Origin of the sequence: Serratia sp. 2C06 (assembly GCF_050037615.1) — a bacterium.
GTDB classification, from domain to species: Bacteria; Pseudomonadota; Gammaproteobacteria; order Enterobacterales; family Enterobacteriaceae; genus Serratia; species Serratia ureilytica.
Genome location: NZ_CP188299.1, coordinates 1010161 through 1036610, shown reverse-complemented (window position 1 = coordinate 1036610; position 26450 = coordinate 1010161). Strand labels below are relative to the sequence as shown.

At 59.9% G+C, this 26450-nt stretch carries 26 protein-coding genes; 9 read left to right on the top strand and 17 right to left on the bottom strand.

All coding sequences use genetic code 11. The features are described from left to right. Window positions 1–137 precede the first annotated feature (137 nt). Together dut and coaBC are read right to left on the bottom strand one after the other, a co-directional pair. On the bottom strand, window positions 138–596 hold the full coding sequence (dut, locus tag ACP3TA_RS05380; protein ID WP_033645181.1) for a dUTP diphosphatase: 459 nt from the start codon (window positions 594–596) through the stop codon (window positions 138–140). Then, window positions 574–1791, bottom strand: a complete 1218-nt coding sequence (gene coaBC, locus ACP3TA_RS05375; RefSeq protein ID WP_206196438.1) for a bifunctional phosphopantothenoylcysteine decarboxylase/phosphopantothenate--cysteine ligase CoaBC — start codon at window positions 1789–1791, stop codon at window positions 574–576. Before coaBC ends, dut begins: the two co-directional genes overlap by 23 nt. Window positions 1792–1974: 183 nt before the next feature. On the opposite strand from coaBC, the gene radC reads away from it, so the two are divergent. The 4 genes from radC (at window position 1975) to mutM (ending at window position 4233) form a co-directional block, all read left to right on the top strand. Further along, a complete protein-coding gene (radC, locus tag ACP3TA_RS05370) occupies window positions 1975–2658 on the top strand; it encodes a RadC family protein (protein ID WP_016929682.1) in 684 nt (227 codons plus the stop codon). Window positions 2659–2920: 262 nt separating this feature from the next. Further along, window positions 2921–3157: a 50S ribosomal protein L28 gene (rpmB, locus tag ACP3TA_RS05365; protein WP_004931195.1), complete on the top strand. Its 237-nt coding sequence runs from the start codon at window positions 2921–2923 to the stop codon at window positions 3155–3157. Between the two features lie 11 nt (window positions 3158–3168). Further along, window positions 3169–3336 carry a 50S ribosomal protein L33 gene (rpmG, locus tag ACP3TA_RS05360; protein WP_002442576.1) on the top strand — a complete coding sequence of 56 codons (168 nt, stop codon included), beginning with the start codon at window positions 3169–3171 and terminating at the stop codon, window positions 3334–3336. An 81-nt stretch (window positions 3337–3417) separates the two neighbouring features. Continuing rightward, the gene (mutM, locus tag ACP3TA_RS05355) at window positions 3418–4233 is read left to right on the top strand and encodes a bifunctional DNA-formamidopyrimidine glycosylase/DNA-(apurinic or apyrimidinic site) lyase (protein ID WP_047025862.1); all 816 of its coding nucleotides are present in this window, start codon (window positions 3418–3420) and stop codon (window positions 4231–4233) included. A 3-nt stretch (window positions 4234–4236) separates the two neighbouring features. On the opposite strand, the gene coaD is transcribed toward mutM, so the two are convergent. Genes coaD through waaA form a run of 3 tightly spaced genes read right to left on the bottom strand, consistent with a single transcriptional unit; the run spans window position 4237 to window position 6777 of the window. Continuing rightward, entirely contained in the window at window positions 4237–4722 is a 486-nt protein-coding gene (gene coaD / locus ACP3TA_RS05350; protein WP_033645183.1) for a pantetheine-phosphate adenylyltransferase, read from the bottom strand. 3 nt (window positions 4723–4725) lie between these two features. Further along, window positions 4726–5499 (bottom strand): glycosyltransferase family 2 protein, encoded by a 774-nt coding sequence (locus ACP3TA_RS05345; RefSeq protein ID WP_033645184.1) that lies wholly within the window; start codon window positions 5497–5499, stop codon window positions 4726–4728. After that, a complete protein-coding gene (gene waaA / locus ACP3TA_RS05340; protein ID WP_019452200.1) occupies window positions 5500–6777 on the bottom strand; it encodes a lipid IV(A) 3-deoxy-D-manno-octulosonic acid transferase in 1278 nt (425 codons plus the stop codon). Between the two features lie 125 nt (window positions 6778–6902). Here waaA and ACP3TA_RS05335 point away from each other — a divergent pair, with 125 nt between their 5' ends. Next, window positions 6903–7916, top strand: coding sequence for a glycosyltransferase family 9 protein (locus ACP3TA_RS05335; protein ID WP_033645185.1), 1014 nt, complete (start codon window positions 6903–6905; stop codon window positions 7914–7916). A gap of 44 nt (window positions 7917–7960) precedes the next feature. Here ACP3TA_RS05335 and ACP3TA_RS05330 read toward each other — a convergent pair whose 3' ends face one another. The 3 genes from ACP3TA_RS05330 to rfaQ are packed head-to-tail and all read right to left on the bottom strand — an operon-like array spanning window position 7961 to window position 11270. Next, window positions 7961–9061, bottom strand: a complete 1101-nt coding sequence (locus tag ACP3TA_RS05330) for a glycosyltransferase (protein ID WP_033645186.1) — start codon at window positions 9059–9061, stop codon at window positions 7961–7963. A 2-nt stretch (window positions 9062–9063) separates the two neighbouring features. Beyond that, a complete protein-coding gene (locus ACP3TA_RS05325) occupies window positions 9064–10191 on the bottom strand; it encodes a glycosyltransferase family 4 protein (RefSeq protein ID WP_033645187.1) in 1128 nt (375 codons plus the stop codon). Beyond that, window positions 10188–11270 carry a putative lipopolysaccharide heptosyltransferase III gene (gene rfaQ / locus ACP3TA_RS05320; protein WP_099784785.1) on the bottom strand — a complete coding sequence of 361 codons (1083 nt, stop codon included), beginning with the start codon at window positions 11268–11270 and terminating at the stop codon, window positions 10188–10190. Before rfaQ ends, ACP3TA_RS05325 begins: the two co-directional genes overlap by 4 nt. Before the next feature lie 210 nt (window positions 11271–11480). Between rfaQ and ACP3TA_RS05315 the strand changes: the two genes are divergently transcribed. Both ACP3TA_RS05315 and ACP3TA_RS05310 read left to right on the top strand, forming a co-directional pair. After that, window positions 11481–12437: a polysaccharide deacetylase family protein gene (locus ACP3TA_RS05315; protein WP_033645189.1), complete on the top strand. Its 957-nt coding sequence runs from the start codon at window positions 11481–11483 to the stop codon at window positions 12435–12437. Window positions 12438–12445: 8 nt separating this feature from the next. Further along, window positions 12446–13540 carry a glycosyltransferase family 9 protein gene (locus ACP3TA_RS05310; RefSeq protein ID WP_033645190.1) on the top strand — a complete coding sequence of 365 codons (1095 nt, stop codon included), beginning with the start codon at window positions 12446–12448 and terminating at the stop codon, window positions 13538–13540. 36 nt (window positions 13541–13576) lie between these two features. Here ACP3TA_RS05310 and ACP3TA_RS05305 read toward each other — a convergent pair whose 3' ends face one another. Genes ACP3TA_RS05305 through rfaD form a run of 6 tightly spaced genes read right to left on the bottom strand, consistent with a single transcriptional unit; the run spans window position 13577 to window position 19953 of the window. After that, window positions 13577–14557 carry a glycosyltransferase gene (locus ACP3TA_RS05305; RefSeq protein WP_046687971.1) on the bottom strand — a complete coding sequence of 327 codons (981 nt, stop codon included), beginning with the start codon at window positions 14555–14557 and terminating at the stop codon, window positions 13577–13579. Further along, entirely contained in the window at window positions 14554–15795 is a 1242-nt protein-coding gene (locus ACP3TA_RS05300) for an O-antigen ligase family protein (protein ID WP_033645192.1), read from the bottom strand. Before ACP3TA_RS05300 ends, ACP3TA_RS05305 begins: the two co-directional genes overlap by 4 nt. 28 nt (window positions 15796–15823) lie before the next feature. Next, entirely contained in the window at window positions 15824–16990 is a 1167-nt protein-coding gene (locus tag ACP3TA_RS05295) for a glycosyltransferase (protein WP_069099994.1), read from the bottom strand. Continuing rightward, window positions 16987–17952, bottom strand: coding sequence for a lipopolysaccharide heptosyltransferase RfaC (rfaC, locus tag ACP3TA_RS05290; RefSeq protein WP_033645194.1), 966 nt, complete (start codon window positions 17950–17952; stop codon window positions 16987–16989). Before rfaC ends, ACP3TA_RS05295 begins: the two co-directional genes overlap by 4 nt. 2 nt (window positions 17953–17954) lie before the next feature. Beyond that, complete coding sequence (rfaF, locus tag ACP3TA_RS05285; RefSeq protein WP_033645195.1) at window positions 17955–19001, bottom strand: ADP-heptose--LPS heptosyltransferase RfaF; 1047 nt, start codon at window positions 18999–19001, stop codon at window positions 17955–17957. Window positions 19002–19023: 22 nt separating this feature from the next. After that, window positions 19024–19953: an ADP-glyceromanno-heptose 6-epimerase gene (gene rfaD, locus ACP3TA_RS05280; protein WP_033645196.1), complete on the bottom strand. Its 930-nt coding sequence runs from the start codon at window positions 19951–19953 to the stop codon at window positions 19024–19026. 240 nt (window positions 19954–20193) lie between these two features. Between rfaD and kbl the strand changes: the two genes are divergently transcribed. Continuing rightward, window positions 20194–21390 (top strand): glycine C-acetyltransferase, encoded by a 1197-nt coding sequence (gene kbl, locus ACP3TA_RS05275; protein ID WP_033645197.1) that lies wholly within the window; start codon window positions 20194–20196, stop codon window positions 21388–21390. 9 nt (window positions 21391–21399) lie between these two features. After that, window positions 21400–22425: an L-threonine 3-dehydrogenase gene (tdh, locus tag ACP3TA_RS05270; RefSeq protein WP_033645198.1), complete on the top strand. Its 1026-nt coding sequence runs from the start codon at window positions 21400–21402 to the stop codon at window positions 22423–22425. 40 nt (window positions 22426–22465) lie between these two features. Here tdh and ACP3TA_RS05265 read toward each other — a convergent pair whose 3' ends face one another. The 3 genes from ACP3TA_RS05265 to gpmM are packed head-to-tail and all read right to left on the bottom strand — an operon-like array spanning window position 22466 to window position 26310. Continuing rightward, window positions 22466–23419: a divergent polysaccharide deacetylase family protein gene (locus ACP3TA_RS05265; protein WP_046687967.1), complete on the bottom strand. Its 954-nt coding sequence runs from the start codon at window positions 23417–23419 to the stop codon at window positions 22466–22468. A 2-nt stretch (window positions 23420–23421) separates the two neighbouring features. Beyond that, window positions 23422–24756, bottom strand: a complete 1335-nt coding sequence (gene envC / locus ACP3TA_RS05260) for a murein hydrolase activator EnvC (RefSeq protein WP_206196432.1) — start codon at window positions 24754–24756, stop codon at window positions 23422–23424. Between the two features lie 9 nt (window positions 24757–24765). Then, complete coding sequence (gpmM, locus tag ACP3TA_RS05255) at window positions 24766–26310, bottom strand: 2,3-bisphosphoglycerate-independent phosphoglycerate mutase (RefSeq protein ID WP_033645200.1); 1545 nt, start codon at window positions 26308–26310, stop codon at window positions 24766–24768. Between the last annotated feature and the right edge of the window lie 140 nt (window positions 26311–26450).

Genomic DNA, 26450 nt, shown 5'->3' with positions numbered 1-26450 from the left:
CTTCACGGCCTTTTTCCGCGCTGCCTGGTGTGCGCTGCAATTGTCGCGGTAAAACCTTGCCGCAGAGACATCCTTCTCCCCGGAAAGGCAAGGTTCAGGCGACGTTTCCCTGCCGGCCATCGTGCATTGGGTGGCGCTTAGTGGCGCCCCGAGTGGCCGAAGCCGCCTTCGCCGCGCTCGCTACTGTCGAACTCTTCCACCAGGTTGAATTCGGCCTGCACCACCGGCACGAAGACCATCTGCGCGATGCGTTCGCCCGGCTCGATGGTGAAGTGCTTCTGGCCGCGGTTCCAAACGGACACCATCAGCTGGCCCTGGTAATCGGAGTCGATCAGGCCGACCAGATTGCCCAGCACGACGCCGTGCTTATGGCCCAGGCCTGAGCGCGGCAGGATCACCGCCGCCAGGCCGGCGTCGGCGATATGGATCGCGAGACCGGTAGGCAGCAGCGTGGTTTCACCCGGCGCCAGCTCCACCGCGCTGTCCAGGCAGGCGCGCAGGTCGAGACCGGCTGAGCCCGGAGTGGCGTAGGCCGGTAGCGGGAAATCCTGACCGATGCGCGGGTCGAGGATCTTAACGTCGATTTTTTTCATCATAACGGCTGACTATCTCGTCTATTAAACGTTGGCCAAGGAGTGCCTTGTCGCTCAGCGCCAGGCGTTTCTCTCCATCCTGCCAAAAAAGGTGCAGGGCATTGGTGTCGCTGTTGAACCCGTGCTCTGCAAGCGATACATCGTTAGCGCAAATCAAATCCAGCTTCTTACGCGCCAGTTTTTGCCGCGCGTATTCTTCCACATTCTGGGTTTCGGCGGCAAACCCCACGACAAACGGTCGATTTTTGGTCATCGCCGCCACGCCGGCGACGATATCGGGGTTTTTTACCATCTTGAGGACGATTTCATCACCCTGTTTTTTTATTTTTTCATCGGCGATCCGCTCGGGACGGTAGTCGGCTACGGCGGCGCAGGAGATGAAAATCTGCTGCTGAGCGGCGCGCTGTTGCACCGCCTGCTCCATCTCCAGCGCGCTGGTGACGTCCACGCGTGTGACCTTCGGCGGCGTCGGCAGGCTCACCGGCCCGGCGATCAGCGTCACCTGCGCGCCGCGGGCGGCGGCGGCGCGGGCGATGGCGAAGCCCATTTTGCCGGAGCTGTGATTGCTGATGAAGCGTACCGGATCCAGCGCTTCGCGCGTCGGGCCGGCGGTGATCATAACCTGCAAATGTTGCAGATCCTGCGGGGCGGAGAAATGACCGTTCGCCAGCTCGACGATGTCCAGCGGATCCAGCATGCGGCCCGGGCCGACGTCGCCGCAGGCCTGGCTGCCGCTGTCCGGCCCCCAGAGCAGCATGCCGCGCGCCTGCAGCGTTTGCAGGTTGGCCTGTGTGGCGGCGGCGCGATACATCTGCTGGTTCATGGCGGGCGCGGCGGCGATGGGGGCATCGGTCGCCAGGCAGACGGTGGTCAGCAGATCGTTGGCCATGCCGGCGGCGACGCGCGCCAGCAGATCGGCGGTCGCCGGCGCCAAAATCACCAGATCCGCCCATTTGCCGAGTTCGATGTGGCCCATGGCGGCTTCGGCGGCGGGATCCAACAGATCGTCGGACACCGGATAGCCGGAAACGGCCTGCAGCGTCAGCGGCGTAATGAACGCCTTGGCGGCGTGAGTCATCACCACGCGCACTTCTGCGCCCCTGTCGCGCAGGCGGCGCACCAGCTCTGGGCATTTGTAGGCGGCAATGCCGCCGCTGATGCCAAGCACAATATGTTTGCCGGAAAGTCCCGTCATCATCATTGTCCGATTGAAAGCCGAAAGATGCGCCATTTTAGCATATCCGCTGTTCAGGTGAGCGATTCCGCAATGGCTGCAGGGCGTTACATTGTGCTTTGCGAAACACTTCGCAATGTTATCAAACACCTGTCGAACGCGCCGGGCGGCACATGGCATGCTGTAGCTCTTTCAGGGAGGAATACGATGAGCAACCCGACTGTGGCGTGCTGGCCGGGCGCGCTGGCGCCGCGTGAAAAGCTGTTGATGCAGGGGGCCGCGGCGCTGTCCGACGCAGAGCTGTTGGCCATTTTCTTGCGCACCGGGTTGCCCGGCGTGCACGTAATGCAGCTGGCGGAGCAGCTGCTGCGCCGATTCGGCTCGCTTTACCATCTGATGTCGGCCGATCATCAGGCGTTTTGCAGTCAAAAAGGCCTGGGCGACGCCAGCTATACGCAGCTGCAGGCGATTGCCGAGCTGGCGCTTCGCTTCTTTTCCAGCCATCTCTCGCAGGAAAACGCCATGCTTAACCCGCGCGTCACCCAGCATTATCTGCAAAGCCTGCTGGCGCATCGTGAGCGAGAGGTCTTTTTGGTATTGTTTTTAGACAATCAGCATCGGGTTATTCGCCATCAGGAGATGTTTGCTGGTACCATCAGCAGCGTCGTCGTCTACCCGAGAGAAATTGTGCGTGAAGCGTTGAAGGCTAATGCCGCCGCGCTGATTCTCGCGCATAATCACCCCTCGGGTAAGGCTGAACCCAGTCATGCCGACCGTTTGATAACTGAACAGGTGGTGAAAGCCTGCCAGTTATTGGAGATCCGAGTGCTCGATCATTTGGTGATCGGTCGGGGTGAATGCGTCTCTTTTGCCGAGCGCGGATGGCTTTAAGCGATTTTTTCGCGATCCTTGTGGGATCTTTAGCTGTTCGGGACTTGAGCACTTACGCTTCAGAGCGTATACTACGCCACCTTTGAGAATCTTGGGTTTGGCGCAAGAGCCTATCTCAGCAGGTTTCTGACCTGATGTGTGGTTTCTACCTGATGACGAGAGTCTCCTCAGTATGAAGTTTGCTGAGATGGGCTCTAAAAGCCTGACGAGGCGGCCATACCCTATACGAAGCTCGAGCTGATTTGATTTTTGGAGAATAGACATGTCCCGAGTCTGCCAAGTTACTGGCAAGCGCCCGGTGAGCGGTAACAACCGTTCCCACGCAATGAACGCGACCAAACGCCGTTTTCTGCCTAACCTGCACTCACACCGTTTTTGGGTTGAGGCTGAGAAGCGCTTTGTAACTCTGCGTGTATCTGCTAAAGGTATGCGTGTTATCGATAAGAAGGGTATTGAGACGGTTCTGGCCGATCTGCGTGCCCGTGGTGAGAAGTATTAAGGAACTGAATCATGGCTAAAGGTGTTCGCGAGAAGATCAAGCTGGTTTCTTCTGCTGGTACTGGTCACTTCTATACCACCACGAAGAACAAGCGTACTAAGCCGGAAAAATTGGAACTGAAGAAATTCGATCCAGTTGTCCGTCAGCACGTAGTATACAAAGAAGCTAAAATTAAATAATTTTAGTGGATTAATGAAAAACCCGGCCTTGGCCGGGTTTTTTGTTTTATAAAGGGTAGAAAACATCGGAGGGGAAGCCAGATGCCTGAATTACCGGAAGTTGAGACGAGCAGACGCGGTATAGAGCCTTATCTTGTCGGCCACAGCATTCAGTATGCGGTGGTGCGCAACGCGCGCCTGCGCTGGCCGGTTTCCGAGCAGATCCTGACGCTGAGCGATCAGCCGGTGCTCAGCGTGCAGCGTCGGGCCAAATACCTGCTGATTGAGCTGGAGCGCGGTTGGATTATCGTGCATCTGGGCATGTCGGGCAGCCTGCGCATGCTGCGTGAGGAAAACGAAGACGAAGCCGGCAAACACGACCACGTCGATCTGGTGATCAACAACGGTATGATCCTGCGCTATACCGATCCGCGCCGCTTCGGCGCCTGGCTGTGGTGCGAAGACCTGGCGACCAGCAGCGTGTTGGCGCATCTGGGGCCGGAACCGCTGAGTGAGGCGTTCAACGGCGACTACCTGTATGAAAAATCACGTAATAAGCGCACGCTGATCAAACCGTGGCTGATGGATAATAAGCTGGTGGTCGGGGTCGGTAACATTTACGCCAGTGAATCGCTGTTCAGCGCCGGGATCCTACCCGATCGTCCGGCGGGATCCTTGACCAAAGCCGAAGCGGCGCTGTTGGCGAAGACCATCAAGGCGGTGTTGCAACGCTCCATCGAGCAGGGCGGCACCACATTGCGCGACTTTTTGCAGTCGGACGGGAAACCGGGGTACTTCGCGCAGGAGCTGCAGGTTTACGGACGGGCGGGAGAACCGTGCCGCACATGCGGCACGCCGATTGAATCCGCCAAGCACGGGCAGCGCAGCACCTTCTTTTGCCGACGCTGCCAGCGCTGAGCATCACGCGGCGGCGAGCTTCGCCATCAGCGCCTGAGTGACCACATCGGGCAGGAAAGGCGCGATATCGCCGCCGTGGCGGGCGACCTCCTTCACCAGTGAGGAGGAGATGAACGACCACTCTTCGGAAGGCATCAGGAACACGCTTTCCAGCGTCGGCATCAAATGGCGGTTCATGTTCGCCAGCTGCAGTTCGTACTCAAAGTCAGACACCGCCCGCAGGCCGCGCACCAGGATATTGGCATTTTGGTGAGCGGCGAAATGCGCCATCAGCTCGCTGAAGCCCAGTACCTCCACATTGTCCAGATGCGAGGTGACCTGCGTCGCCAGCGCCACACGCTCATCCAGGCTGAATAGCGGCTTTTTGCTCGGGCTGGCGGCGATGGCCAGAATCACGTGATCGAACATCAGCGACGCGCGCGTCACTAAATCCAGGTGGCCGTTGGTCATGGGATCGAACGTCCCGGGATAGATGGCTTTGCTGGTCATGATTCACTTCTCTGAGTAGTTGCGGCCCAATGCCCATAATGCGGCATATTTATTGAAGGTATATTGCGCGTTGACCACCGCTAACAGCAACCCCTGTTTACCGTCGAGGAAGCCGGCCCGCAGCAGCCAGGTTTTGACGAAGGCGCCGAGCGTGTGGGTCAGGATGGACAGATAGCCGCAACGCTTGCCGGCCCGGTGGCGCTGTGTGGCCCACTCTTCGGCATAGCGCAGCTGTTTGCGCTGAAAGGCGAAGAAGTCGCGGCAGGTCAGGTGCAGCATATCGCCGCTGAGGGGGATCACTTTGGCGTCGCCGATGTTCAGCGACTCGTGCACCAGATCGTCGTTATAGCGATAGCGTGAATTGGCGTACAGGCGGTTGACGCGGTCGGGATACCAGCCGCTGTGGCGCATGAAGCGGCCAAGGAACAGGTTGCGCCGCGCGCAGCTGTAAACGGCGCCGTCGTCCGGCGCGTTCAACACCCGCTCGATGGATTGCCGCAGTTCGGGGGTGACGCGTTCGTCGGCGTCGATCATCAATACGTAGTCATGGCTGGCGTAGCTTTGCGCCAGCTGGCGCTGCTTGCCGAATCCTTGCCAGTCGGTGTGCGTGAAGACTTTGGCGCCCAGACTTTCGGCGACGGCGACGCTGTCGTCCTCGCTGCCGGAGTCCAGCACGATGATTTCATCGGCCCAGGCGACAGAGCGCAGGCAGTCCGGCAACAGCCCGGCTTCGTTTTTGGCGATCATCACCACCGACAGGCTTTTGCGGCTGCTCATTCAGTGACTCCGGGGCGGCAGGTGCGGTTCCAGCAGCTGCAGCAGGCGCTGCAACGCTCCCTGATTCTGATACAACACTTCCACCGCATGGCGGCCGTAGTAACGGCGGTAGTCTTCGTCGGTCAACAGGGTTTCCACTTCCTTTACCAGCGAATCCACGTCGGTCACGGTGATCAGGCCTTCGGCCTGCGAAAGCTTGGCGCAGATGTCTTTAAAGTTGAAGGTGTGCGGGCCCATCAGCACCGGGATGGCGTGGGCGGCGGCTTCCAGCGGGTTATGCCCGCCACGTTCCACCAGGCTGCCGCCGACAAAGGCCAGATCGGCGATGCCGTACAACAGCATGAGTTCGCCCATGGTATCGCCGATCACCACCTGGGTGCTGCCGGACGGGATTTCGCCGCTGCTGCGCAGGGTGTAGCTGAAGCCGGCCTTCTGTACCAGTTCCTTGGCGGTCGGGAAGCGTTCCGGGTGACGCGGCACCAGGATCAGCAGCAGGTCGGGGTGTTTTTCCAGCAGCTTGCGGTGCGCTTCGAGCAAGATGGTTTCTTCGCCTTCATGGGTGCTGGTGGCGATCCACACCGGGCGGCGCGGCGCCCATTGGCGGCGCAGCGTAACGGCGCGGGCGGCCAGTTCCGGGGTGACGGAGATATCGAATTTCAGGCTGCCGGTAACGGCCAGCTGCGAGCGTTTCAGACCCAGTTCGATAAAACGATCGCCGTCTTCCTGGTTCTGTGCGGCGATCAGCGTAATGCGGCGCAGCATATCGCGCATGAATCCGCCAATTTTCTTATAGCCGGCGGCGGATCGCGCCGACAGGCGCGCATTGGCGATCACCAGGGGGATTTGCCGCTGATGCAGTGCGTTGATCAGGTTAGGCCATAGCTCGGTTTCCATGATGATCACCAGCTTGGGATTCACCTGGTCGAGGAAGCGGTTCATGGAACCGGGCAGATCGTAGGGCAGATAGACATGATGCACGTCTTTGCCGAAAGCGGACTGGACGCGTTCTGAACCTGTCGGGGTCATTGTGGTCACAGTTATCGGCAAAGCGGGGTAACGATGGCGCAGCGCCCGCACCAGCGGGATGGCCGCCAGCGTTTCGCCGACGGAGACGGAATGCAGCATAATGCCGCCCGGCACGACTTTCCCGGCGCAGAAGCCATAGCGTTCCGCCCAGCGTTTACGGTAGGCTGGAGCTTTGCGGCTGCGCAGCAGTAAGCGGAGCCAGATCAGGGGTTGGATGAGGTAGAGTAGTACCTGATATAAACGCAGCAACATTCTATCAATTTCATTTATATGGGTTATTCGGAATAGTACCATAACTGGAAGGGAAAGGCGCTAATTTGGTAACCTTGGGTGTCAGTTTCAGACAACCGGCGAGCGATTTCGCCGATAGGCTCGGAATGAAGAATATTTTAATTATTCGCCGCGACAACATCGGCGATCTTGTTTGCACCACGCCTCTGATTGAAGGGGTGAAAATTGCCTATCCAGACGCAAAAGTTTATCTGCTGATCAATAAAGTCAGCCAGGACGTTGTTAAAAACAACCCTCATCTCGAGAAAGTCTTTGTCTATAAAAAGGCCAAGCACAAGGCGAAAAATGAAACGACGTTGGGCGTTTATTTCGAACGTCTGATGATCTTCCTGAAGCTGCGCAAAATAAAGTTCGATGCGGTCATTCTGGCTAACCCGGTGCCTTGCAAATACAGCCTGCGTTTAGCGAAAATGGCCGGCGCCACCCATATCATCGGCGCCGATTTGGGCACGAAAGATATTCAGCGCCCGTTCCGCAAGGACGATTTCCGCGGTCTACATCAGGTCGAACACACCTACAGCTATTTATCGGCGATAACCGATCAAGCCATTCCGATCCCGCCGGTGCGGGTATTCCTGACGCCGGAAGAGCGGCAGCTGGCGGCGCAGCGGCTGCAGGAACGCCTGCCGTCGGTCGAACGGGTTTGCGCCGTGCATATCAGCAGCCGCAGCCCGAAAAGGCGCTGGCCGGTTGAACGCTATGCCGAAATCATCAACCGCCTGACCGCCGATCCCCGCACCGGCGTGCTGATCTTCTGGTCGCCGCAGGGCACGCTGGCGCCGGACGACATCGGCGATCAGCAGCGCGCAGAACAGCTGTTGGCGTTGTGCCAAAACGAACGCGTTGCGCTTTATCCGACGGCCTCGGTGCGCGAGCTGTTGGGCGGGTTCGATTTATGCGACCGGGTGCTGTGCAGCGACGGCGGGCAGATGCATCTTGCCGCCGCGCTGAATAAGGATATGGTGGTGTTCTTTGGCGATACCGATAAAACGTCCTGGCATCCATGGACCGGCCGTCATCATATTTTGCAGAGTGAGTCGGGGCACTGTGAAGATGTTTCTGTCGATGAGGTTTGGCAGAAAATGCAGGCGCTAAGCTAGCGAAGAAAATAAGGCAGGTATCACCTGCCTTATTTATTACTTTATTATTTTTCTTTCAGCTCAATATATTGACGGCAAATAGGCTCCAGCCCATAGCTCAGCAATTGCTGTTGATTTATCTGCGGCGGATTGGCGTAAATTTCCGCCATTTTTTCTGCCAGCGACGCTTCGTTTAATTCCGCCAACGCGTTAGCCATGCCGGCTTTTTCCAGAATTTCCGCAGGGCCGCCCGGACAGCGGGTGCTGACCACCGGCGTGCCGCACAACAGCGATTCTACCAGCACATTGCCAAACCCTTCGCTATCGGAGCTGAGCACCAACAGCGAGGCATGGCGGATAAACGGATAGGGATTGGCCTGGAAGCCGAGGAACAGCACGCGCTCTGCGATACCCAAGTCTGCCGCCAGACGCTTGACCTCGGCGACGCGGGCGTCATCCCCGGTGCCGATCAAAGCCAGCGGCGCCTGAATACCGGATTGCGCATAGGCTTTCAGCAGGCGGTCATGCCGCTTGGTGGCGTGAAAGCGGCCGACGTGTACCAGATAGTCCTGACCGGCCAGTTCGCAAGGTGCCGCCGCCTGTTGCCGGATGGCGTCGATGTCGAACGGGTTATTGATGACCGCCAGCCGACGCGGGTGGATCGGCAAATTCTGCTGCAGATCGCCGCCGACCGCCTGTGAAACGGCGACGATATTTCTCCCCTGGTAAACGTTGGCGATTTTACGTTGCTTGAGCCAGCGATCCAGGCCTTTGCGGTGGCCGAGGTAGGAGGTGGAGAGAATGCCGTGAATGCAGAACCACAGGCGATCCGAAGCCAGCCGCTTGCTGCGGCTGACGATGCGATCGGTTTTGTGCAGGTTGGAGAACACCAGATCGAACGCGCCGTTTTGGCGCTCGTGTTCGGCTACCGCCCGATCCAGCGCGGCGGCGCGGCGCGACAGCTCGGTCAGCTTGCGCCAGGGGGCACGGCTGCGATCGGCCACCACCTGATAATCAATGCCTGACGGGATAGGGTAATTGCAGACGTCACGCAGCGAGATCAGACTGACGTCATGCCCCTGTTGCTGCATGCCTTGGCACAGGGTCAGCACCACTTTTTCCGCGCCGCCTCCCGGCAGGCCATCGATGATCATCAGAATACGCATAGCTAATCCAGTAACCGGTTATAGAGGGAAATGAGCTGTTCGGAGAGATGCGCCGGCGTAGCCGTCATAATGCGCAATCTTGCCGCTTCGCCCATGGAGGATCCCAGCGCCTGGCGCGGCAGCGCCCGAATGGCTTCCGTGATGGCCGGCACGTCGAGCGCGTCGGTCACGAAGCCGTTCTGGCCCGGGGTGATAAACTCGGCGCCGCCGCAGGTGGTGCTGGTGATAACCGGCAGGCCGCAGGACATCGCTTCCAGAATCACATTCGGGAACGGATCGTAAAGCGTCGGCAGCAGCAGCGCATCCGCGGCCTGATAGAACGGCAGAGTCTGCTTCTGCACGCCCATAAAGTGAATGCGATCGCCGCAGCCCAGCGACTGCGCCAGCGCCCGGTAACGCTTTTCGGCTTTGTCTTTACCGACCACCAAGAGGTGGCTGTCGGTCGCCGCCACGGCGCGGATGGCGGCGGCCAGCCCTTTGCGCTCGAAACCGGAGCCGACGAAGATCAGGCAGTGCGCCTGTTGCGGGATCTGATATTGCTCACGCAGGCGTCGGCGCTGGGCCTCGTCGGCGGGCAGGAACTTTTGATTGTCGATGGCGTTATAGATCACCGTGATTTTGTCGGCGGGCACGCCAAAGTCGGCGATGATTTCCCGTTTGATCATTTCGGCGTTGCAGATGACGGCTTTCAGCTCCGGTGCGGCGTACATGGCGCGCTCGGCGCACATCACATAGCGGTGATAACGGTTGGAAAACAGCCACTTGCGGCGCCACTCGGGCAGCAGCCGCGCGCGTTGCAGCAGCCAGCGGCGGTGTACGCCGTCGCCGGCGCGGTAGATATCGCAGCCGGGAATGCGCTCATGGCTTTGCACCAGATCGAAGCGCTCTTTCTGCCACAGCGCCCTGGCCGCCACGGCGAAGCCCCGTTCGCGACTGATGCGGCCTAGTTTCAACGGGTTACACAGGTGGATATGCCAGTTGGGATTGGCGTCACCCTGCCATTCGCGGGTGATGACGTTCAGATCGAGATCCTGTTGTTCCAGCGCTTCCAGGGCGCGGGAAACGAAACGTTCGGCTCCGCCGTCCGGGCGGTATTTTTGGCGAACGATCGCCAAACGAAATGCTTTCATGCCAGCGTGCTCCGCGCGGCTGCAATCACCGCGTCTGTAGGAATAAGGTCGAGATACCGTTCGTCGGTGCCGGTATCAATGGCGTCCGGATCGGGTAGTTCGCCGAAGTCGCCGGCCCAGATCACGGCGCCGGTAGCCTGCCATGGCCGCCAGAAAGTCAGCTTGGAAGGGCCGAACAGCGCCACGCACGGCGTTTGCAGCGCGGCGGCCATGTGCATCGGCACCGAATCCACGCCGATAAACAGCTTGGCGTGGTCGATCAGGGCGGCCAGCTGGCGCAGCGTCAGCTGGCCGGCCAACGAGATCACGCCCTGCGGCGGGCAGAGCGCCAAAATGCGCTCGACCATGGCTTTTTCTCTGGCGTCGGGGCCGGAGGTGATCACCAGCTGGTGGCCGTCGGCCTGCAAGGCGGTGAGGGTGGCGGCCATTTTCTCTTCGCTCCAGCATTTGAAGAACCAGCGCGAGGTGGGCTGCACCACAATATAACTGCCGGCGACGCCCTGTTTCTGCAACAGTTGCTCACAGGTCTGCCAATCCTGCGGATCATAACTCATGGTGACATGCTCATTGAGCGCGGGCAGGTTCAGCGGCGCCAGCAACGAGAGATTTTGTTCGACGGTATGCAGGTGGGCGTGATTGTCGACCGGCACCAGCTGCGTGTGGCAGTGGCGCCACAGGAAGCCGCGGCGTTTAGGGAAATCGAAGCCCAGACGGATGCGCGCGCCGGTCAGGCGCGTGATAATGGCGCTGCGCCACTGATCGGCCAGGTTGACTACCAGATCGTAGCGCTGCGCCTTCAGACGACGCAGCAGCGCCAGCTCGTGCCCCAGATGCGCGCGGGTGCCCTGTTTTTTCCATTGGCGGTCGATGGCGAACAGCGTCGACAATTCCGGATTACTGGCCAGCATCTCCTGCGTTTCCTGATACAGCAGCACATCGATCCGGGCCTGCGGGTAGTTTTGCCGCAGGCTGCTGATGACCGGCGTGACCAGCAGCATATCGCCGTGGTGGCGCAATTTTATGATCAGAATACGCTGTACGGATGGGGCGGAAGTTAGGGCTGGCGCGTCGTTCATCATGAGTCGCTTTCTGGGAAACCAATCTTTGATTCTAAATGACCCGATCGCATGTGGCTACTGTTGCTCGGTTTTCTTGCCGAGCCGCAAAAAAATCGCCGGAGCAGGGACGAATGCGCTTCAACGTTGTCCAAACCAGGCAGCAAAGTCGTTTGCCCTGGCGAAACGGGCTGCGTAACATAGCGTATTCTGTTGATATCAGGTTCGATATTCATGACTAAACCGGCGTTTCTCATCACCATTGATACCGAAGGCGATAATCTGTGGCAAAACCACGATCGCATCGCGACCGAAAACACGCGTTTCTTGCCGCGCTTTCAGGCGCTGTGCGAGAAATATGCCTTCAAGCCGGTTTATCTCACCAACTATGAAATGGCGATGGATCCGGCTTACGTCGAGTTCGCGCGTGACGTGATCGCCCGCGGTGCCGGTGAAGTCGGCATGCATCTGCACGCCTGGAACAGCCCGCCGCTGACGCCGCTCACCGATGACGACTGGCGCCACAAGCCTTATTTGATCGAGTATCCCGCCGATCAGATACGCGCCAAAGTCGACCACATGACCAAACTGCTGGAGGACGCCTTCCAGACCAAAATGCTCAGCCATCGCGCCGGCCGTTGGGCGTTCAACGAATACTATGCCTCACTGCTGCTGGAATACGGCTATCAGGTGGATTGTTCGGTCACGCCGCGGGTCAACTGGCAGTTTTCGCCGGGCAACCCGCAGGGCAACGGCGGTACCGATTACAGCCGGTTCCCGTCGCAGGCCTATTTCATCGATCCGCAGAACATCGCCAAGCCGGGCGCTTCGTCGCTGCTGGAAGTGCCGATGAGCATCCAGTACAAGCATTCGGCGCTGATGAATGCGTTCAAGCAGGGCTATGATCGGCTGCGCGGCAAGCGGCGTTCGCCGTCCGTCAACTGGCTGCGGCCGAGTGGCGGCAACGTGGCCAAGATGATAAGCGTGGCCGAGACGTCGTTGGCGCAGGGGCATGACTACGTCGAGTTTATGCTGCACTCCTCCGAGTTTATGCCGGGCGGCAGCCCGACGTTCAAAACCGAGCAGGATATCGAAGTGCTGTACCGCGATCTGGAGCAGCTGTTTGACTGGCTGCAGCAGCGCACGGTGGGCATGACGCTGGCCGAGTATTATCAACTTAAAGCGAACTAAGCACGCACATGTCGAAGAAATGGAAAATCAAGGTTGCCGACTGGTTTTTGCGGCGCTATACGGCGAAGTACGGCCGTTTTCAGGACAAGGCGACGTTCGACGGCGCCCAGCAGTTTGACAATATCGTCATCTATTCCACCACGGCGTTGGGCGACTTCATGTTCAACACGCCGGCACTGAGGGCGATGAGGGAACGCTATCCCAACGCGCACATCACGCTGGTGGTGCACAAGAAAAACCGCGAACTGGTGGAAAACGGCCGCTATTACGATCGCGTGGTGTATTGGGACAGCAAGATCAAGACGATACGCCCATTGCTGAAATCGCTGCGCGAACATCAGCCGGATTTGGCGCTGATCCTGCACTCTCACCTGCCTTATGACATCATCAGCGCCGTCATGGCGGGGGCAAAGTACATCATCAGGGATAACTACAGCTCGGGCATTTGCGGGCTGGAACCTTGGTTAACCAACTATATCTTCCATTATTACGGCCATTTCGTGCGCCGCAAGCTGGAGCTGATTTCCATTTTGGGTTGCCGCAGCGACGATCCGACGATGGAAATTCCCGTGGACTATCAGCGCGGCGTCAAAAGCAGCGACCATCCCACCATCGGTTTTCAACTTGGGGCATCGACGGAGTCGCGTTGCTGGCCGGTGTCGCACTATGCGCGCCTGGCCGATGAGCTGGTGGCGAAGCACCCCAATGTGCGCATCGTGCTGATTGGCGCACCGCTTGACGACGGCAAAGCCCAACAGTTTATGAGCCTGATCGGCCCGCAAACGCTGGCCTGCGTGGATAATCAAATCGGTAAAACGGGGCTGCAAGGCTTGCTGACGTTGCTCGACAGTTTCCATGTTCTGGTCACCGGCGACACCGGGCCGCTGCATCTGGCGGTGGCGCTGAAGGTGAAAACCATCAGCCTGTTCGTGACCGCCGATTCACGCTCCACCGGGCCGATTCAGGATCCTGAACTGCACCGCATCATTCAGGTGTCGCGTACCGGCTATACGATGCCGCTGGAGGCGGAAAGCCCGATGGGGGTCATTCAGCCGCAGCGGATTTATGACGAACTGGTCGCGCACGTGCCTTTAGCGCGCTAGGGGTGCGGCGACGCATCGGCCGCCAGGCCGATGCGGTTAGCGTGGTTTGCGCCCGCGCAGCTTCGAAAGAAAGGTATCCACTCGCGCATAGCGCATCTGGCGGACTTTTTTGCCCGGCACGTCGCTGTTGCGGCAGACAGCGGCGGTGCGGCGCAGAATTTGCAGCGTTGCCGGCGCGTAATGATAATAACCGTACACCGCCTTCGACATGCTTTTCACCTCGGAAAAGCAGTTGGCCAGCATCAGGGCGGCCAACCGGCGCAGCGGCTCATCCCCAGGATGCTGCGCCACAAAGCGCAGCATCTTCTCCATGGCGAACAGCAAATCTTCAATATCTTTGGGTTTGATATTGCGGGTGATGCCCTGGCTGTTATCCCGGTAGAAATAGAGTTCGCAGTCAAGATGGGCGATGCGGCGAGTTTTGAAATACTGAAAAGGCGTGAAAATCACGTCTTCATAACGCCTGCCGTCTTCGAACGTTTCCCCTGCCAGCAGCGTGCGCTTATATACCCGGCTCCAGAGGTGCCACATCGAGCGTGCGAACAGCGGTTGCAGGCTGCCCAGCCCCAACGAGGAAAAGTCGTAGGCTGCGGGCTGCGTCGCGCGGTTCTCGGGTTTCGGCGGTTGTTCGGTGAACTTCTGATAATTAAAATCGATCAGGTCATATTCATCGGCGATCAGCAGGGGCCGCAGGATCGCCAGATAGTCGTCGCTCAGCAGATCGTCGCCGTCGAGAAAGGTGACGTAGCGCCCGGTGGCTCGCTGCAGGCCGACATTGCGGGCGTGCGCAATGCCGCCGTTGGCCTGTGAAATAAAAGCCACGTGCGGATGCTGCCGCTGCGCCAGATACCGGCTGACCAGCGCCCCTGACGCATCGGTAGAGCCATCGTCGATGATGACCACCTCAATCTCATCAGAAATCTGCGTAAATAACGAATCCAGCGCAGCGATGACGAACGCTTCGTTATTGTAAAACGGCACGATAACGCTGAGCAGCGGTGGCTGATGAGTTTTCACGCGGTCTGCTCCTGGGCGGAAGGCGGTTTCGCCACGGAGAGCACGGCGGCGATCAGCGCCAGACAGAACATGACGGTGCCTTCCGTGCTGAAGAAGATGACATCGCTAAGACCGTAAACGAACAGGCTGGCGCTCACGCTCAGCAACAGCGCGTTGCGCTGCGGCCGGAATGAAGAGAAGAACAGGCCGATATACAGCGCCAGCAACAGCAACGTCCCCCAGACCCCCTTGAGCGAATAGGTTTCCAGCAGCTCGTTATGCAGATGCACGTTGATGTAAGGCATGACGCCAGACAGGCGAGGTTGCTGCGCGACGATGGCGCGGATCTCTTCACCGCGCTGCTCGGCGGATTGACCCCAAGGAGCTTGTGAGCCGGTGCGCCATGCCAGCGTTTGCATCGACAGTCGGGAAATGATCGAGTTTTCAGTCTGTGGCTGATCCATCAGACGCATGTCGGTCTCAAAGGCCTGAATGCGTTCTTCTATCTGCGGTTTGAACACCAGGCCGCAGGCTACGAGCAGCAGCGGTACCGAGGCCATCAACGCGAGCTTGTGTTTCCTGGAAACCAGATGCTTGGTCGCCAGCAGCGACAGACAAATCGCCACCGGGTAAACCAGCATCGCCGCGCGGGTGCCGGTCAGCACCAGCGCAGAGAAGGAAAGCAGGAACGCCGCAATGTACAGCACCAGGCGGTAGCGGGTGCGCAGCATCAGGATGGCTTGCATCATCACCAGATCGATGGCGGTCATCAGATAGGCAGCGACCGTGGCGCGATCGAAGTTAAGCTCCACGCGAGGAATATCCAGCCGCAATCCCTGATAGAGAGAATAGCCGTTGATCGCCAGGCCGGTAACGAGGGCCACGACGATCAGCAGGCGCTGCACGCACAGCCGCTCATTGAGCGCAATCAGCAAGATGAAAGCGGTTGCGAGCTGCAGTTTGCCGGTCGACATATAAGAGCGATAAATGTTGATGTACTCACCCGGCTGTTTGAAGTGATGCATCCACAGGATGGTGCCCATGCCGACGCAGAACATCAGCGCGGGCAACAGCAGATTTTTAACGTTGCTGAAGTAGTAGCGCGGATACAGGCAAACGGCGATAAAGGCGATGTAGCTGGAAACGTAAAACAGATTGCGTCCGGTCGCGGAACCGAAAGGAATGGTGCAAAAAGCGATGGCGCATCCCAGATAAATCAAATAACTGAAGGCAGGGTGCGGCGTTTTTTGTTTTAGCATCGGGCGTGTTTTCCGGCTCACGTGTTGATTAAACGATGAAGGATCGCAGCGTGTCGTCAAACTCAGCTTTGAACTGAGCATAGTTGAAATGTTCAGCAGGATAGCGCTGCGCGTTTCGGCTCAACGTCTGGTAGGTTTCGCCCGCCAGCAATGTCTCAACGGCATCCGCACAGTCGATATGCGACAACAGCTTGGGCGACACCAGGCTGTCGGTTAACGGATCGTAGACTTCATGCGGGAAGTCGACCTCGATATCGGTGAGCTGCCGGTGTTGTTCGATGGTGACCGACGGAACCAGGCCAATGCCGCAGACGCCGTCTTTCACCGCTTCCGGCTGGCCGTCAACCTGCGGGAAGATGACCGGCACGCCGAAATAGAGCGATTCCATGCAGGACAAGCCGAACGGCTCGGTGATCGGTGTGCTCATGTAAATGTGCGTGCGATTGAAGAAGCTGGCGACGTCATCCTGGTAACCGCTGAAGGTGACGCGATCGCCGAGCTGGAGCCGGGCCGCCAGCGTCTCGAACGCCGCGCGATCCGGCCCTTTGCCGGCCACTTCCAGCGTGACGTCATGCCCGCGTCGCAGCAGTTCCTGCATCATCAATAATGAAACGCTGATGCCTTTCAGGCTGACCAGACGCGAGGCGGTGCCGATTCTGATCGGCTGTGACAGCGTTTTCGGCGTGTTGTCGATCCCCGCCGGCGTCTTGATGCGGTTGATCACCACGTGGTTTGGGCAAGGCAGATTAAAGCGCAGCTCCATCACCCGCTTCGAGGCGTGTGAGGCGGAAATCACGCCGTCCAGCATGGCGAAGAAACGTAGCGTCTTTTGATTTTTCGGGTAGCGCCAGGAGCAGCCGTGATCGTAGTAAACCAGCTTGCCGCGCTTGGGTTTGGCTGCCAGCCCCGGCACCAGATCCCAGACGATCACCACGTCGGCGTTGGCCCGCTCGATTTTCCACTTCAACAGAAATTTTCGCAGGAACTGCGGGCAGCGCAGCGGCAGTGCATTGATCAGGCGGTTGGCGAAGGTGACGGGCTGATGCGCAGGCAACTGGCGGCGGATCTCTTCGCCAATGTCGCCGCTGATGCACAAGACCTGGTTGCTGCCGTCGGTGGTATCGTTGATGTACTGCAGGAACAGGCGCTCGACGCCGCCCATTTTACCCAGGTTGATAATATGCAGTTTTTTCATGCTATAACCTTTTGCAACGCCTGCCATGCCGTATCGGCGTCGATTGTCGCCATGCTTTTTTCCGGCGAAATCAGCGAGTGCTGATTTTGCCCATAGCCGCCGATCAGGCCGGGATCGGTTGGCCCGAACAGCGTGATGTTCGGTCTGTCGAGCGCGGCGGTCAGATGACTTAGCCCGGTGTCGACCGAGACCACGCCCCTGGCGCCCGCCAGCACGTCAGCCACCTGCTGCAGGCTGAGCTTCGGCAGCACCTCGACATGTGGGAAACCTTCCGCCAACCGCAGCGCGCGCTGATGTTCATGCTCCGCCCCCCAGGGCAGTTTGATCTTCAGCCCGCTGTCGGCCGTCAGCGCGATCAGCTCGCGCCAGTTCTGCTCCGGCCAATGCTTGTCGTCGCGGGTCGTAGCGTGCAAAAACACCAGATATTGACCGGCATCGACCGGCGGCTGGCTGAGAAAACGCGCGGCGATGGCATAGTCGCCGTAGCTGCCCGGTTTATCGTAGCCGAGGCTTTTGGCGAACAGCTCGCGCGTGCGTTCCACCGCGTGCTGCCGTTTGTCTATCTCATGGCGCACGTTGTAGAACCAGCTGGCGAACGGTTCGCGCGCGCTTTTGCAGTCCGGGCCATGTTTGTTGCCCTTGGCGACGCGCGTGATCAGCGCGGCGCTTTTCATCAGGCCCTGCGCGTCGATCACCACATCGTAACGGCGTTCTTGCAGCGCGCGCTTGAAGTCGCAGCGCTGCTGTCGGGTGTCGCTGCCGAACCAGTTTTTGCGCCAGCGGCGAATGGCCACCGGGATCACGCGATCCACCGCCGGGTGCCAGGTGGGGATTTGGCTGAAACCTTCTTCCACTACCCAGTCGAAGCGGATATCGGGAATGGCCTGCAGCGCATCGGTCAGGGCGGGCAGCGTATGCAGCACGTCTCCCATCGAGGACGTTTTTACGATTAACACCTGCATGACTATTCCTCGCTGGCGACAAGCAACGGCGTCAGCGCATCCAACACTTGCTGCGGCTGAATATCGATCAAACTTTGGTGATACCCCTGTTCGGCATCGCCCTTACGCACCTTGTGGTAGCCGCTGATCAAGCGGATAACCCGCGCCTTGTCGGAGAGCGGCGGCGTGAAGTCGGGGCTGCTTGGGCCGTACAAGGCTATCAGCGGTTTGTTCAACGCTGCGGCAACGTGCATTAGACCGGAGTCGTTGCTGACCACCGCCCGGCAGGCCGCGATCAGGATCACCGCCTGCTCCAGCTGCGTTTTCCCGGCCAGATTAAGGCAGAAATCGCGCGCGTCGTCCTGCAACGCGGCGCGGATCTGTTCGCCGGCCTCATGGTCTTTTGCCGAACCGAACAGCGCGATTTGATAGCCGCTCTCGATCAGCCGTTGAGCCAGCGCCGCGTAGTGATAGTGCGGCCAGCGCTTGGCGGGGCCGAACTCCGCGCCTGGGCAGAAGCCGACGATCGGGCGGCTGTCGGTCAGGTTGAAGGCTGAGGTGGTTTCGGCGATCTCTTCGTCGCTCACCCGCAGCTGCGGCCACAGCAGCGGCTGCGGCAGATCGTCGGCGCGCTGAACGCGGCCTTTGTCATAGGCCAGCGCCACATAGCGCTGCACCATCAGCGGGAAAGCCGCCTTGTCGAGCACGCGCACGTCGTTCAGCAGGCCGTAGCGCATTTCGCCCCGCCAGCCGGTGCGCTGCGGGATATCGGCGAAGAAAGGCACCAGCGCGGATTTGAACGAGTTGGGCAGAACGTAAGCGCGATCGTAACGGTTGGCGCGCAGAGCGCGCCCCAGGCGGCGGCGCTCGCCGAGCCCCAGCGCGCCGTGGCCCAGCGGCATCGCCAGCGCCTGATTGACTTCCGGCATGCGCGCCAGCAACGGGCGGCACCAGGCCGGCGCCATCACATCGATCTCCGCCGTCGGATATTCGGCCTTCAGGGTGCGATAGAGACTTTGCGACATCATCATGTCGCCAACCCAAGAAGGGCCGATAACCAGTATTTTCATACCCAGCGTTAATTCCTTCAGCTTATGCGGTGCGGTTCAACCAGGCCATGTACTCTTTCACGCCTTCGGCGACCGTTTTGAACGGTGCGTCGTAGCCGGCGGCGCGCAGCTTGGTCAGATCGGCCTGGGTGTACGCCTGATAGCGGCCCTTCAGCTTCTCCGGGAACTCGATGTATTCCACCGCGCCTTGCTGATGGAAGTCCACCACCGCGTCAGCCACCGCCTGGAAGGTTTCCGCCCGACCGGTGCCGCAGTTGAAGATGCCGGATTTGCCGGTTTCCCAGAACCACAGGTTGACCGCCGCCACGTCGCCGACGTAGATGAAGTCACGCTTGAAGTTCTCGCTGCCGGCGAACAGTTTCGGGTTTTCGCCGCGGTTGATCTGGGTGTTCAGGTGGAAGGCGACGCTGGCCATGCTGCCTTTGTGGCCTTCACGCGGGCCGTAAACGTTGAAGTAGCGGAAGCCGCAGATCTGCGAGTCCGCTTCCGGCAGGATCTCACGCACGTACTGATCGAACAGGAATTTGGAATAACCGTACACGTTGAGCGGCGCTTCATACTGACGCTCTTCGATAAACTCTTCGCGGCCGCCGTAAGTGGCGGCGGAGGAGGCGTACAGGAACGGAATTTCGCGATCCAGGCAGTAGTGCAGCAGGTCTTTGGAGTACTGATAGTTGTTGTCCATCATGTACTTGCCGTCCCACTCGGTGGTCGCAGAGCAGGCGCCTTCGTGGAACACCGCTTCGATCTCGCCCAGATCGTCGCCGGCCACGATGCTGGCGATAAAGTCTTCTTTATCGATATAGTCGGCGATGTCCAGATCGACCAGGTTGACGAACTTGGTGCCGTCTTTCAGGTTGTCCACCACCAGGATATCGCGATATCCCTTGTCGTTCAGTGCCTTAATGATGTTGCTGCCGATCATGCCGGCGCCGCCAGTAACGATAATCATTGGGTTACCCCTGCTAAGCTGCCTGGTGGGGCACAATGCCCCACGCTCAATGGCGGTTATCATAGCATTTCATGCCGCGGCAAACAGCGGAAGGGCTCCGAATATCCCGCATTGCCATTGAAGTCCGCCGTTTGCCGTGATATCTGCTGCAATTTTAATATTCTCTCCCGCGCATTCTCGTCAGTTTGGTTACAAATCAGTAAAATATGCCGCAATTAGCCCAATCCTGGAGATAACCGAATGTCAGCGTCTTTTTATCAGCAGTTGGAACAACAGCTTGCCGCCACGCGCAGTGAAGGGCTGTTCAAGGAAGAACGCATCATTACCTCCGCGCAACAGGCGGACATCGCCGTCGCCGACGGCAGCCATGTGATCAACTTCTGCGCCAATAACTACCTGGGCCTGGCCAACCATCCGGCGCTGATCGCCGCCGCCAAATCGGGGATGGACAGCCACGGTTTCGGCATGGCGTCGGTGCGCTTCATCTGCGGCACCCAGGACAGCCACAAGCAGCTCGAACAGAAACTGGCGGCCTTTTTGGGCATGGAAGACGCGATCCTGTACTCCTCTTGCTTCGACGCCAACGGCGGGCTGTTCGAAACCCTGCTCGGCCCGGAAGACGCCATTATCTCCGATGCGTTGAACCATGCGTCGATCATCGACGGCGTGCGGCTGTGCAAGGCCAAGCGCTATCGCTACGCCAATAACGACATGGCCGAGCTGGCCGCGCAGCTGAAACAGGCCAAAGCCGACGGCGCGCGCCACATTCTGATCGCCACCGACGGCGTGTTCTCGATGGACGGCGTGATCGCCAACCTGAAAGGGGTTTGCGATCTGGCGGACGAGTATCAGGCGCTGGTGATGGTGGATGACTCCCACGCGGTGGGCTTTGTCGGCGCCAACGGGCGCGGCACCCATGAATACTGCGAAGTGATGGGCCGCGTCGATATCATTACCGGTACGTTAGGTAAGGCGCTGGGCGGCGCGTCCGGCGGCTACACCGCCGCCAAGAAAGAAGTGGTGGAGTGGCTGCGCCAGCGTTCGCGCCCGTACCTGTTCTCCAACTCGCTGGCGCCGGCGATCGTCGCCGCGTCGATCAAAGTGCTGGAACTGTTGGAAGAGGGCGATGCGTTGCGCGATCGCCTGTGGGCCAACGCGCGTCTGTTCCGCGAAAAAATGACCGCCGCCGGCTTCACCCTGGCCGGCGCCGATCACGCCATCATCCCGGTCATGCTGGGGGAGGCGAAGCTGGCGCAGGAATTCGCCAATGCGTTGCTCAAGGAAGGCATCTATGTGACCGGTTTCTTCTATCCGGTGGTGCCGAAAGGCCAGGCGCGCATCCGCACCCAGATGTCCGCCGACCACACCCCGGAGCAAATCGAACGCGCAGTGGCGGCGTTTACACGTATCGGTAAGGATCTTGGCGTTATTGCATAAGGTAAAACCATGAAAGCACTGTCAAAACTGAAAGCGGAAGAAGGGATTTGGATGACCGACGTGCCTCAGCCGGAGCTGGGCCACAACGACATCATGATCAAAATCCGCAAAACCGCGATCTGCGGCACCGATGTGCATATCTACAACTGGGACGAGTGGTCGCAAAAAACCATTCCGGTTCCGATGGTGGTCGGCCATGAATACGTGGGCGAAGTGGTGGCGATCGGTCAGGAAGTCAAAGGCTTCAGCATCGGCGATCGCGTGTCCGGCGAAGGCCACATCACCTGCGGCCACTGCCGCAACTGCCGCGGCGGCCGCACGCACCTGTGCCGCAACACCATCGGCGTGGGCGTGAACCGTCCGGGCAGCTTCGCGGAATATCTGGTGATCCCGGCGTTCAACGCCTTCAAGATCCCGGATAACATCTCCGACGAACTGGCTTCGATCTTCGATCCGTTCGGCAACGCGGTGCATACCGCGCTGTCGTTCGATCTGGTCGGGGAAGACGTGCTGGTGTCCGGCGCCGGCCCGATCGGCATCATGGCGGCGGCGGTGTGCAAACACGTCGGCGCCCGTCATGTGGTGATCACCGACGTTAACGAATACCGTCTGGAACTGGCGCGCAAGATGGGCGTGACCCGCGCGGTGAACGTCAGCAAGGAAAACCTCAACGACGTGATGGCCGAGCTGGGCATGACCGAAGGATTCGACGTCGGTCTGGAAATGTCCGGCGCGCCGCCGGCGTTCCGCACGCTGCTGAACGCCATGAACCACGGCGGGCGCATCGCCATGCTGGGCATTCCGCCTTCGGATATGTCGATCGACTGGAACCAGGTGATTTTCAAAGGGCTGTTTATCAAAGGGATTTACGGCCGCGAAATGTTTGAGACCTGGTACAAGATGGCGGCGCTGATCCAGTCCGGTCTGGATTTGACCCCGATCATCACCCACCGTTTCTCGATCGACGAGTTCCAGCAGGGCTTCGACGCCATGCGCTCCGGCAAGTCGGGTAAAGTGGTGCTGAGCTGGGATTAATCTCGGCAGACGTGAAAAAGGCCGGAATTCCGGCCTTTTTTTATGCTTGCGGTTTGGCTTGCGTCCAGTGTTGCCAATGACGCTTGATGAAGGTCACCGGCGGCGAGGTGGCAATGCTGTCGGCGATGACGCCCAGCGCGGTGCCGGCGTTGGCTTTTTCCTTCGGCGGTTTGACCTTGCACTGCTTGATGCCGCCGCTGAACGGATTTTTCGGCTGCGGTTTTTGCGGTTTGACCGGCGGTGGGACGTAGCTGCCGCCGCCGTTGCCCTGTGGTTCGTTCAGCAGCGCGCTCGGTTTGACCAGCACGATATCGGCGGGCAGCGACGGCAGCATCTGCTGCAGCACTTTCACCGTCGCCGGGCGTGGGTGGCCGATGGCGATGGCGGAGCCGTTGCGCCGCGCCAATTCGACCGCGCGGTTGAACTGGCGGCGGATGTCGGCTTCGTTCGCGGTATCGTCGAGGAACACCTTGCGTTTGATCACCTTCACGCCGGTGCCGGCCGCGGCGCGGGTCGCCTGGCTGTTACCGATGGTCATGCTGTCGAGGAAGTACAGGCGGTAGCTTTCGAGCGCCTGCATCACTTTCTGCATGCCCGGCAGGCTGGAGGTCATGGCGCTGCCCATGTGGTTGTTCATGCCGACCGCGTAGGGCACGTTGTTCACCGCATTGCGGATGATGCGCTGGATCTCGTCGCTGCTCATGGAGGGCTGCAGGGTATCGCGTTCCAGCGGCTGCTTGCTGAGCGGCGCCATCGGCATGTGGATCAAGACTTCGCGGCCCTGGCTGTGGGCGCGGGTGGCCATCAGGCGGGCATGCGGCGCGTTGGGCAATACCGCGACCGAGATCGCCGTCGGCATTTGCAGCACCGCGTTTTCTTCGTGAGGGCGGTAGCCCACGTCGTCGATGACGATGGAGAGTTTCCCTGCCTGCGCAGCGTAAACCTGCAGCAGACAGCCTATTAACAGAGCTGTACGGGTTTTGACATAGCGCAAATCTATCTTCCCAACCACGGCAGTGGGTTAACCGCCTGTCCCTGACGACGGATTTCGAAATAGAGCGACGGCGTTCCCTGGCCGCCGCTGGTGCCGACCAGAGCGATCGGCTGGCCGGCGCGCACCTGCGCCCCGACGTTGACCAACGCGCTTTGGTTATAGCCGTACACGCTCATGTCGCCTTTACCGTGTTCGACCACCACCATCAGGCCATAGCCTTGCAGCCAGTCGGCCAGCAGCACGCGGCCATCGGCGACGGCTTTCACTTCGCTGCCTTCGCGGGCTTCGATCACCATGCCTTTCCAGCGTAGCTCGCCCTGCTGCTGCTCGCCAAAGCCGTGCAGCGTGCGGCCGCGCACCGGCCACATCAGCTGGCCGGCCGGACGGCCGAGGCCGCCGGTTCGCGCCATCAGCGAGCGATCGGCTTCGCTAGGTTTGTAGGTGGTGCCGGTTTTCTTCGCCTGCTGTTCCTTGATGTGCACCTGTTCGCGCACCTTGGCCGCTTCACGCGCTTCGCGTTCGGCGCGCGCACGGGCTTCGCGCTCCGCCCGGGCGATCTTGTCGCGCATGCGGGCTTCGTTTTGGCGCAGTTCCACCAGGCGTTGTTGGTCTTTTTCCAGCGAGGCTTCCAGCGCGGTCAGCGTTTTCTTGCGGGCGCCGCGCGCCTGCTCCAGCTTCTGCTGCTGCGTCTGTTGTTCGCTCAGTAAGGATTTTTGCTGGCCCTGTTTGGCCACCAGCGTGGTTTTTTGCTTCGCTAGCTCGGCGCGGGTCTGTTTCAGCTCTTCGATGGTTTTCTGGCGCGCTTCGTTCAGATAACCGAAATAGGCCAGAATACGTTCGCTGCGCTGGCTTTCTTCACCGCTGAGGATCAGCTGCACGGCGCTGTGCTGCCCTTGCCGGAAGGCGGCGTCGAGCTGTTTGGCGAGGAGGTTTTGCTGGGTCGATTGCTGCTTTTGCAGCTTGGCGATCGAGGCGTTCAGGCCGGAAATGTCCTTGCCCAACTGGGTGAGCGTGCCCTGGGTGTCGCGCAACTGGCGGCTGGCCTGAGCGATGGTTTTTTCCTGCTGCCGCAGCTGATCCTGCAGCGAGCTGCGCTGCTGTTGCTGCTGCTTCACCGCTTTTTCTTTCTCGGCGATGCTCTGCTGAATGTCTTTCAGCTGGGATTTATTGTCTTCCGCCGCCTGGCCGGCGAGCGGCAACAGCAAGACGCCAGCGCAAAATACGCTGGCGCACATGGCGGTGAACGTCCTTGGCGCGGTGCGTTCAGGCAGCGGCCGGCTGCCTGCGTTTGCGCTTCGGGTTACCCTTGATAGTGCAAAAAACGCCTTCTCCCTCATGGAGAAGGATTATTCCACGATGAACAGCGGCTTACCAGTCATCTCTTGCGGGATTTCCATTCCCATCAGCGTTAACAGGGTTGGCGCGATGTCCGAAAGCTTGCCGCCTTCGACCGCCTGCGCCGGTTTGCCGACGTAAATTAGCGGCACCGGCAGGCTGGTGTGTGCGGTATGCGCCTGGCCGGTGGCCGGATCGCGCATCTGCTCGGCGTTGCCGTGATCGGCGGTGATCAGCAACTGACCGTCGACGTCGCGCACCGCGTCAACCACCTGGGCGATGCAGGCGTCCAGCGTTTCCACCGCTTTGACCGCCGCTTCATACACGCCGGTATGCCCCACCATGTCGCCGTTCGGGTAGTTGCAGATAATGGCGTCGTATTTGCCGCTGCGGATGGCGGTCAACAGTTTGTCGGTCAGCTCGGCGGCGCTCATCTCAGGCTGCAGATCGTAGGTGGCGACCTTCGGTGAATTGACCAGCACGCGGTCTTCGCCCTTGAACGGCGCTTCCACGCCGCCGTTATAGAAGAAGGTGACGTGGGCGTATTTTTCGGTTTCCGAGATGCGCAGCTGGGTTTTGTCGTGCTTCATCAGCCATTCGCCGAAGGTGTTGGCCAGCGACGCCGGCGGATAGGCGCAGGCGGTGTCGATGTCGGCGGCGTACTCGGTCAGCATCACGAAATCGCCGAACTGCACCTGTTTGGCGCGTGGGAAACCGTCGAAATCCGCGTTCACGAAGGCGCGGGTGATCTGGCGCGCGCGGTCAGCGCGGAAGTTCATGAAGATCAACGCATCGCCGTCCTGCATCGCGGCATCGGCCTCGCCGGCGGCGCGAATGACGGTCGGTTTGACGAACTCGTCGTTTTCACCGCGCTGGTAGGCGGCCTGCAAACCGGCTACCGCATCGTCGGCCACGTAGTCGCCTTTGGCCGCGGTCAGCAGGTCATAGGCCAGCTGCACGCGATCCCAACGGTTGTCGCGATCCATGGCGTAGTAGCGCCCAATGAGTGAAGCGATGCGCCCGACGCCCAGCGTGGCGAAGGCCTCGCGGCAGCGCTGCAGCGGGGCTTCGGCGCTGCGCGGCGGCGTGTCGCGTCCGTCGAGGAAGGCATGCAGATAGACGGCTTTGGCGCCGCGCCGGGCGGCCAGTTTAATCATGGCCAGGATGTGCTCGTCGTGGCTGTGCACGCCGCCCGGCGACAGCAGGCCCATGATATGCACCGCTTTGCCGGCCGCCACGGCCTTATCGACGGCGGCGGTCAGGACCGGATTGGCGAAGAAGTCGCCGTCGGCGATCGCTTTGTCCAGCCGGGTCAGATCCTGGTATACGATGCGCCCGGCGCCCAGGTTGACGTGGCCGACTTCGGAGTTGCCCATTTGGCCGTCGGGCAGGCCGACATCCAGCCCTGAAGCGGCGATCAGCGTATGCGGCTGTTCCCGCCACAGGCGATCCATCACCGGGGTGCCGGCGTTCAGGATCGCGTTGTCCTGCCGCTCTTCACGGTGGCCGTAACCGTCCAGGATCACCAGTACCATCGGTTTTTTGTTGCTCGACATTGCATTGACCTCTTATGAACTTTTTAAGCTGCGAATAGCCATGCGCCCGCCGGAAGCATGGCTGTTCGCCCTCGAAAAACCGGCTGATTTTACACCGCCGCCGGCGATAAATAGCCCAAAGAGATCAAGGTTGCGGCGAA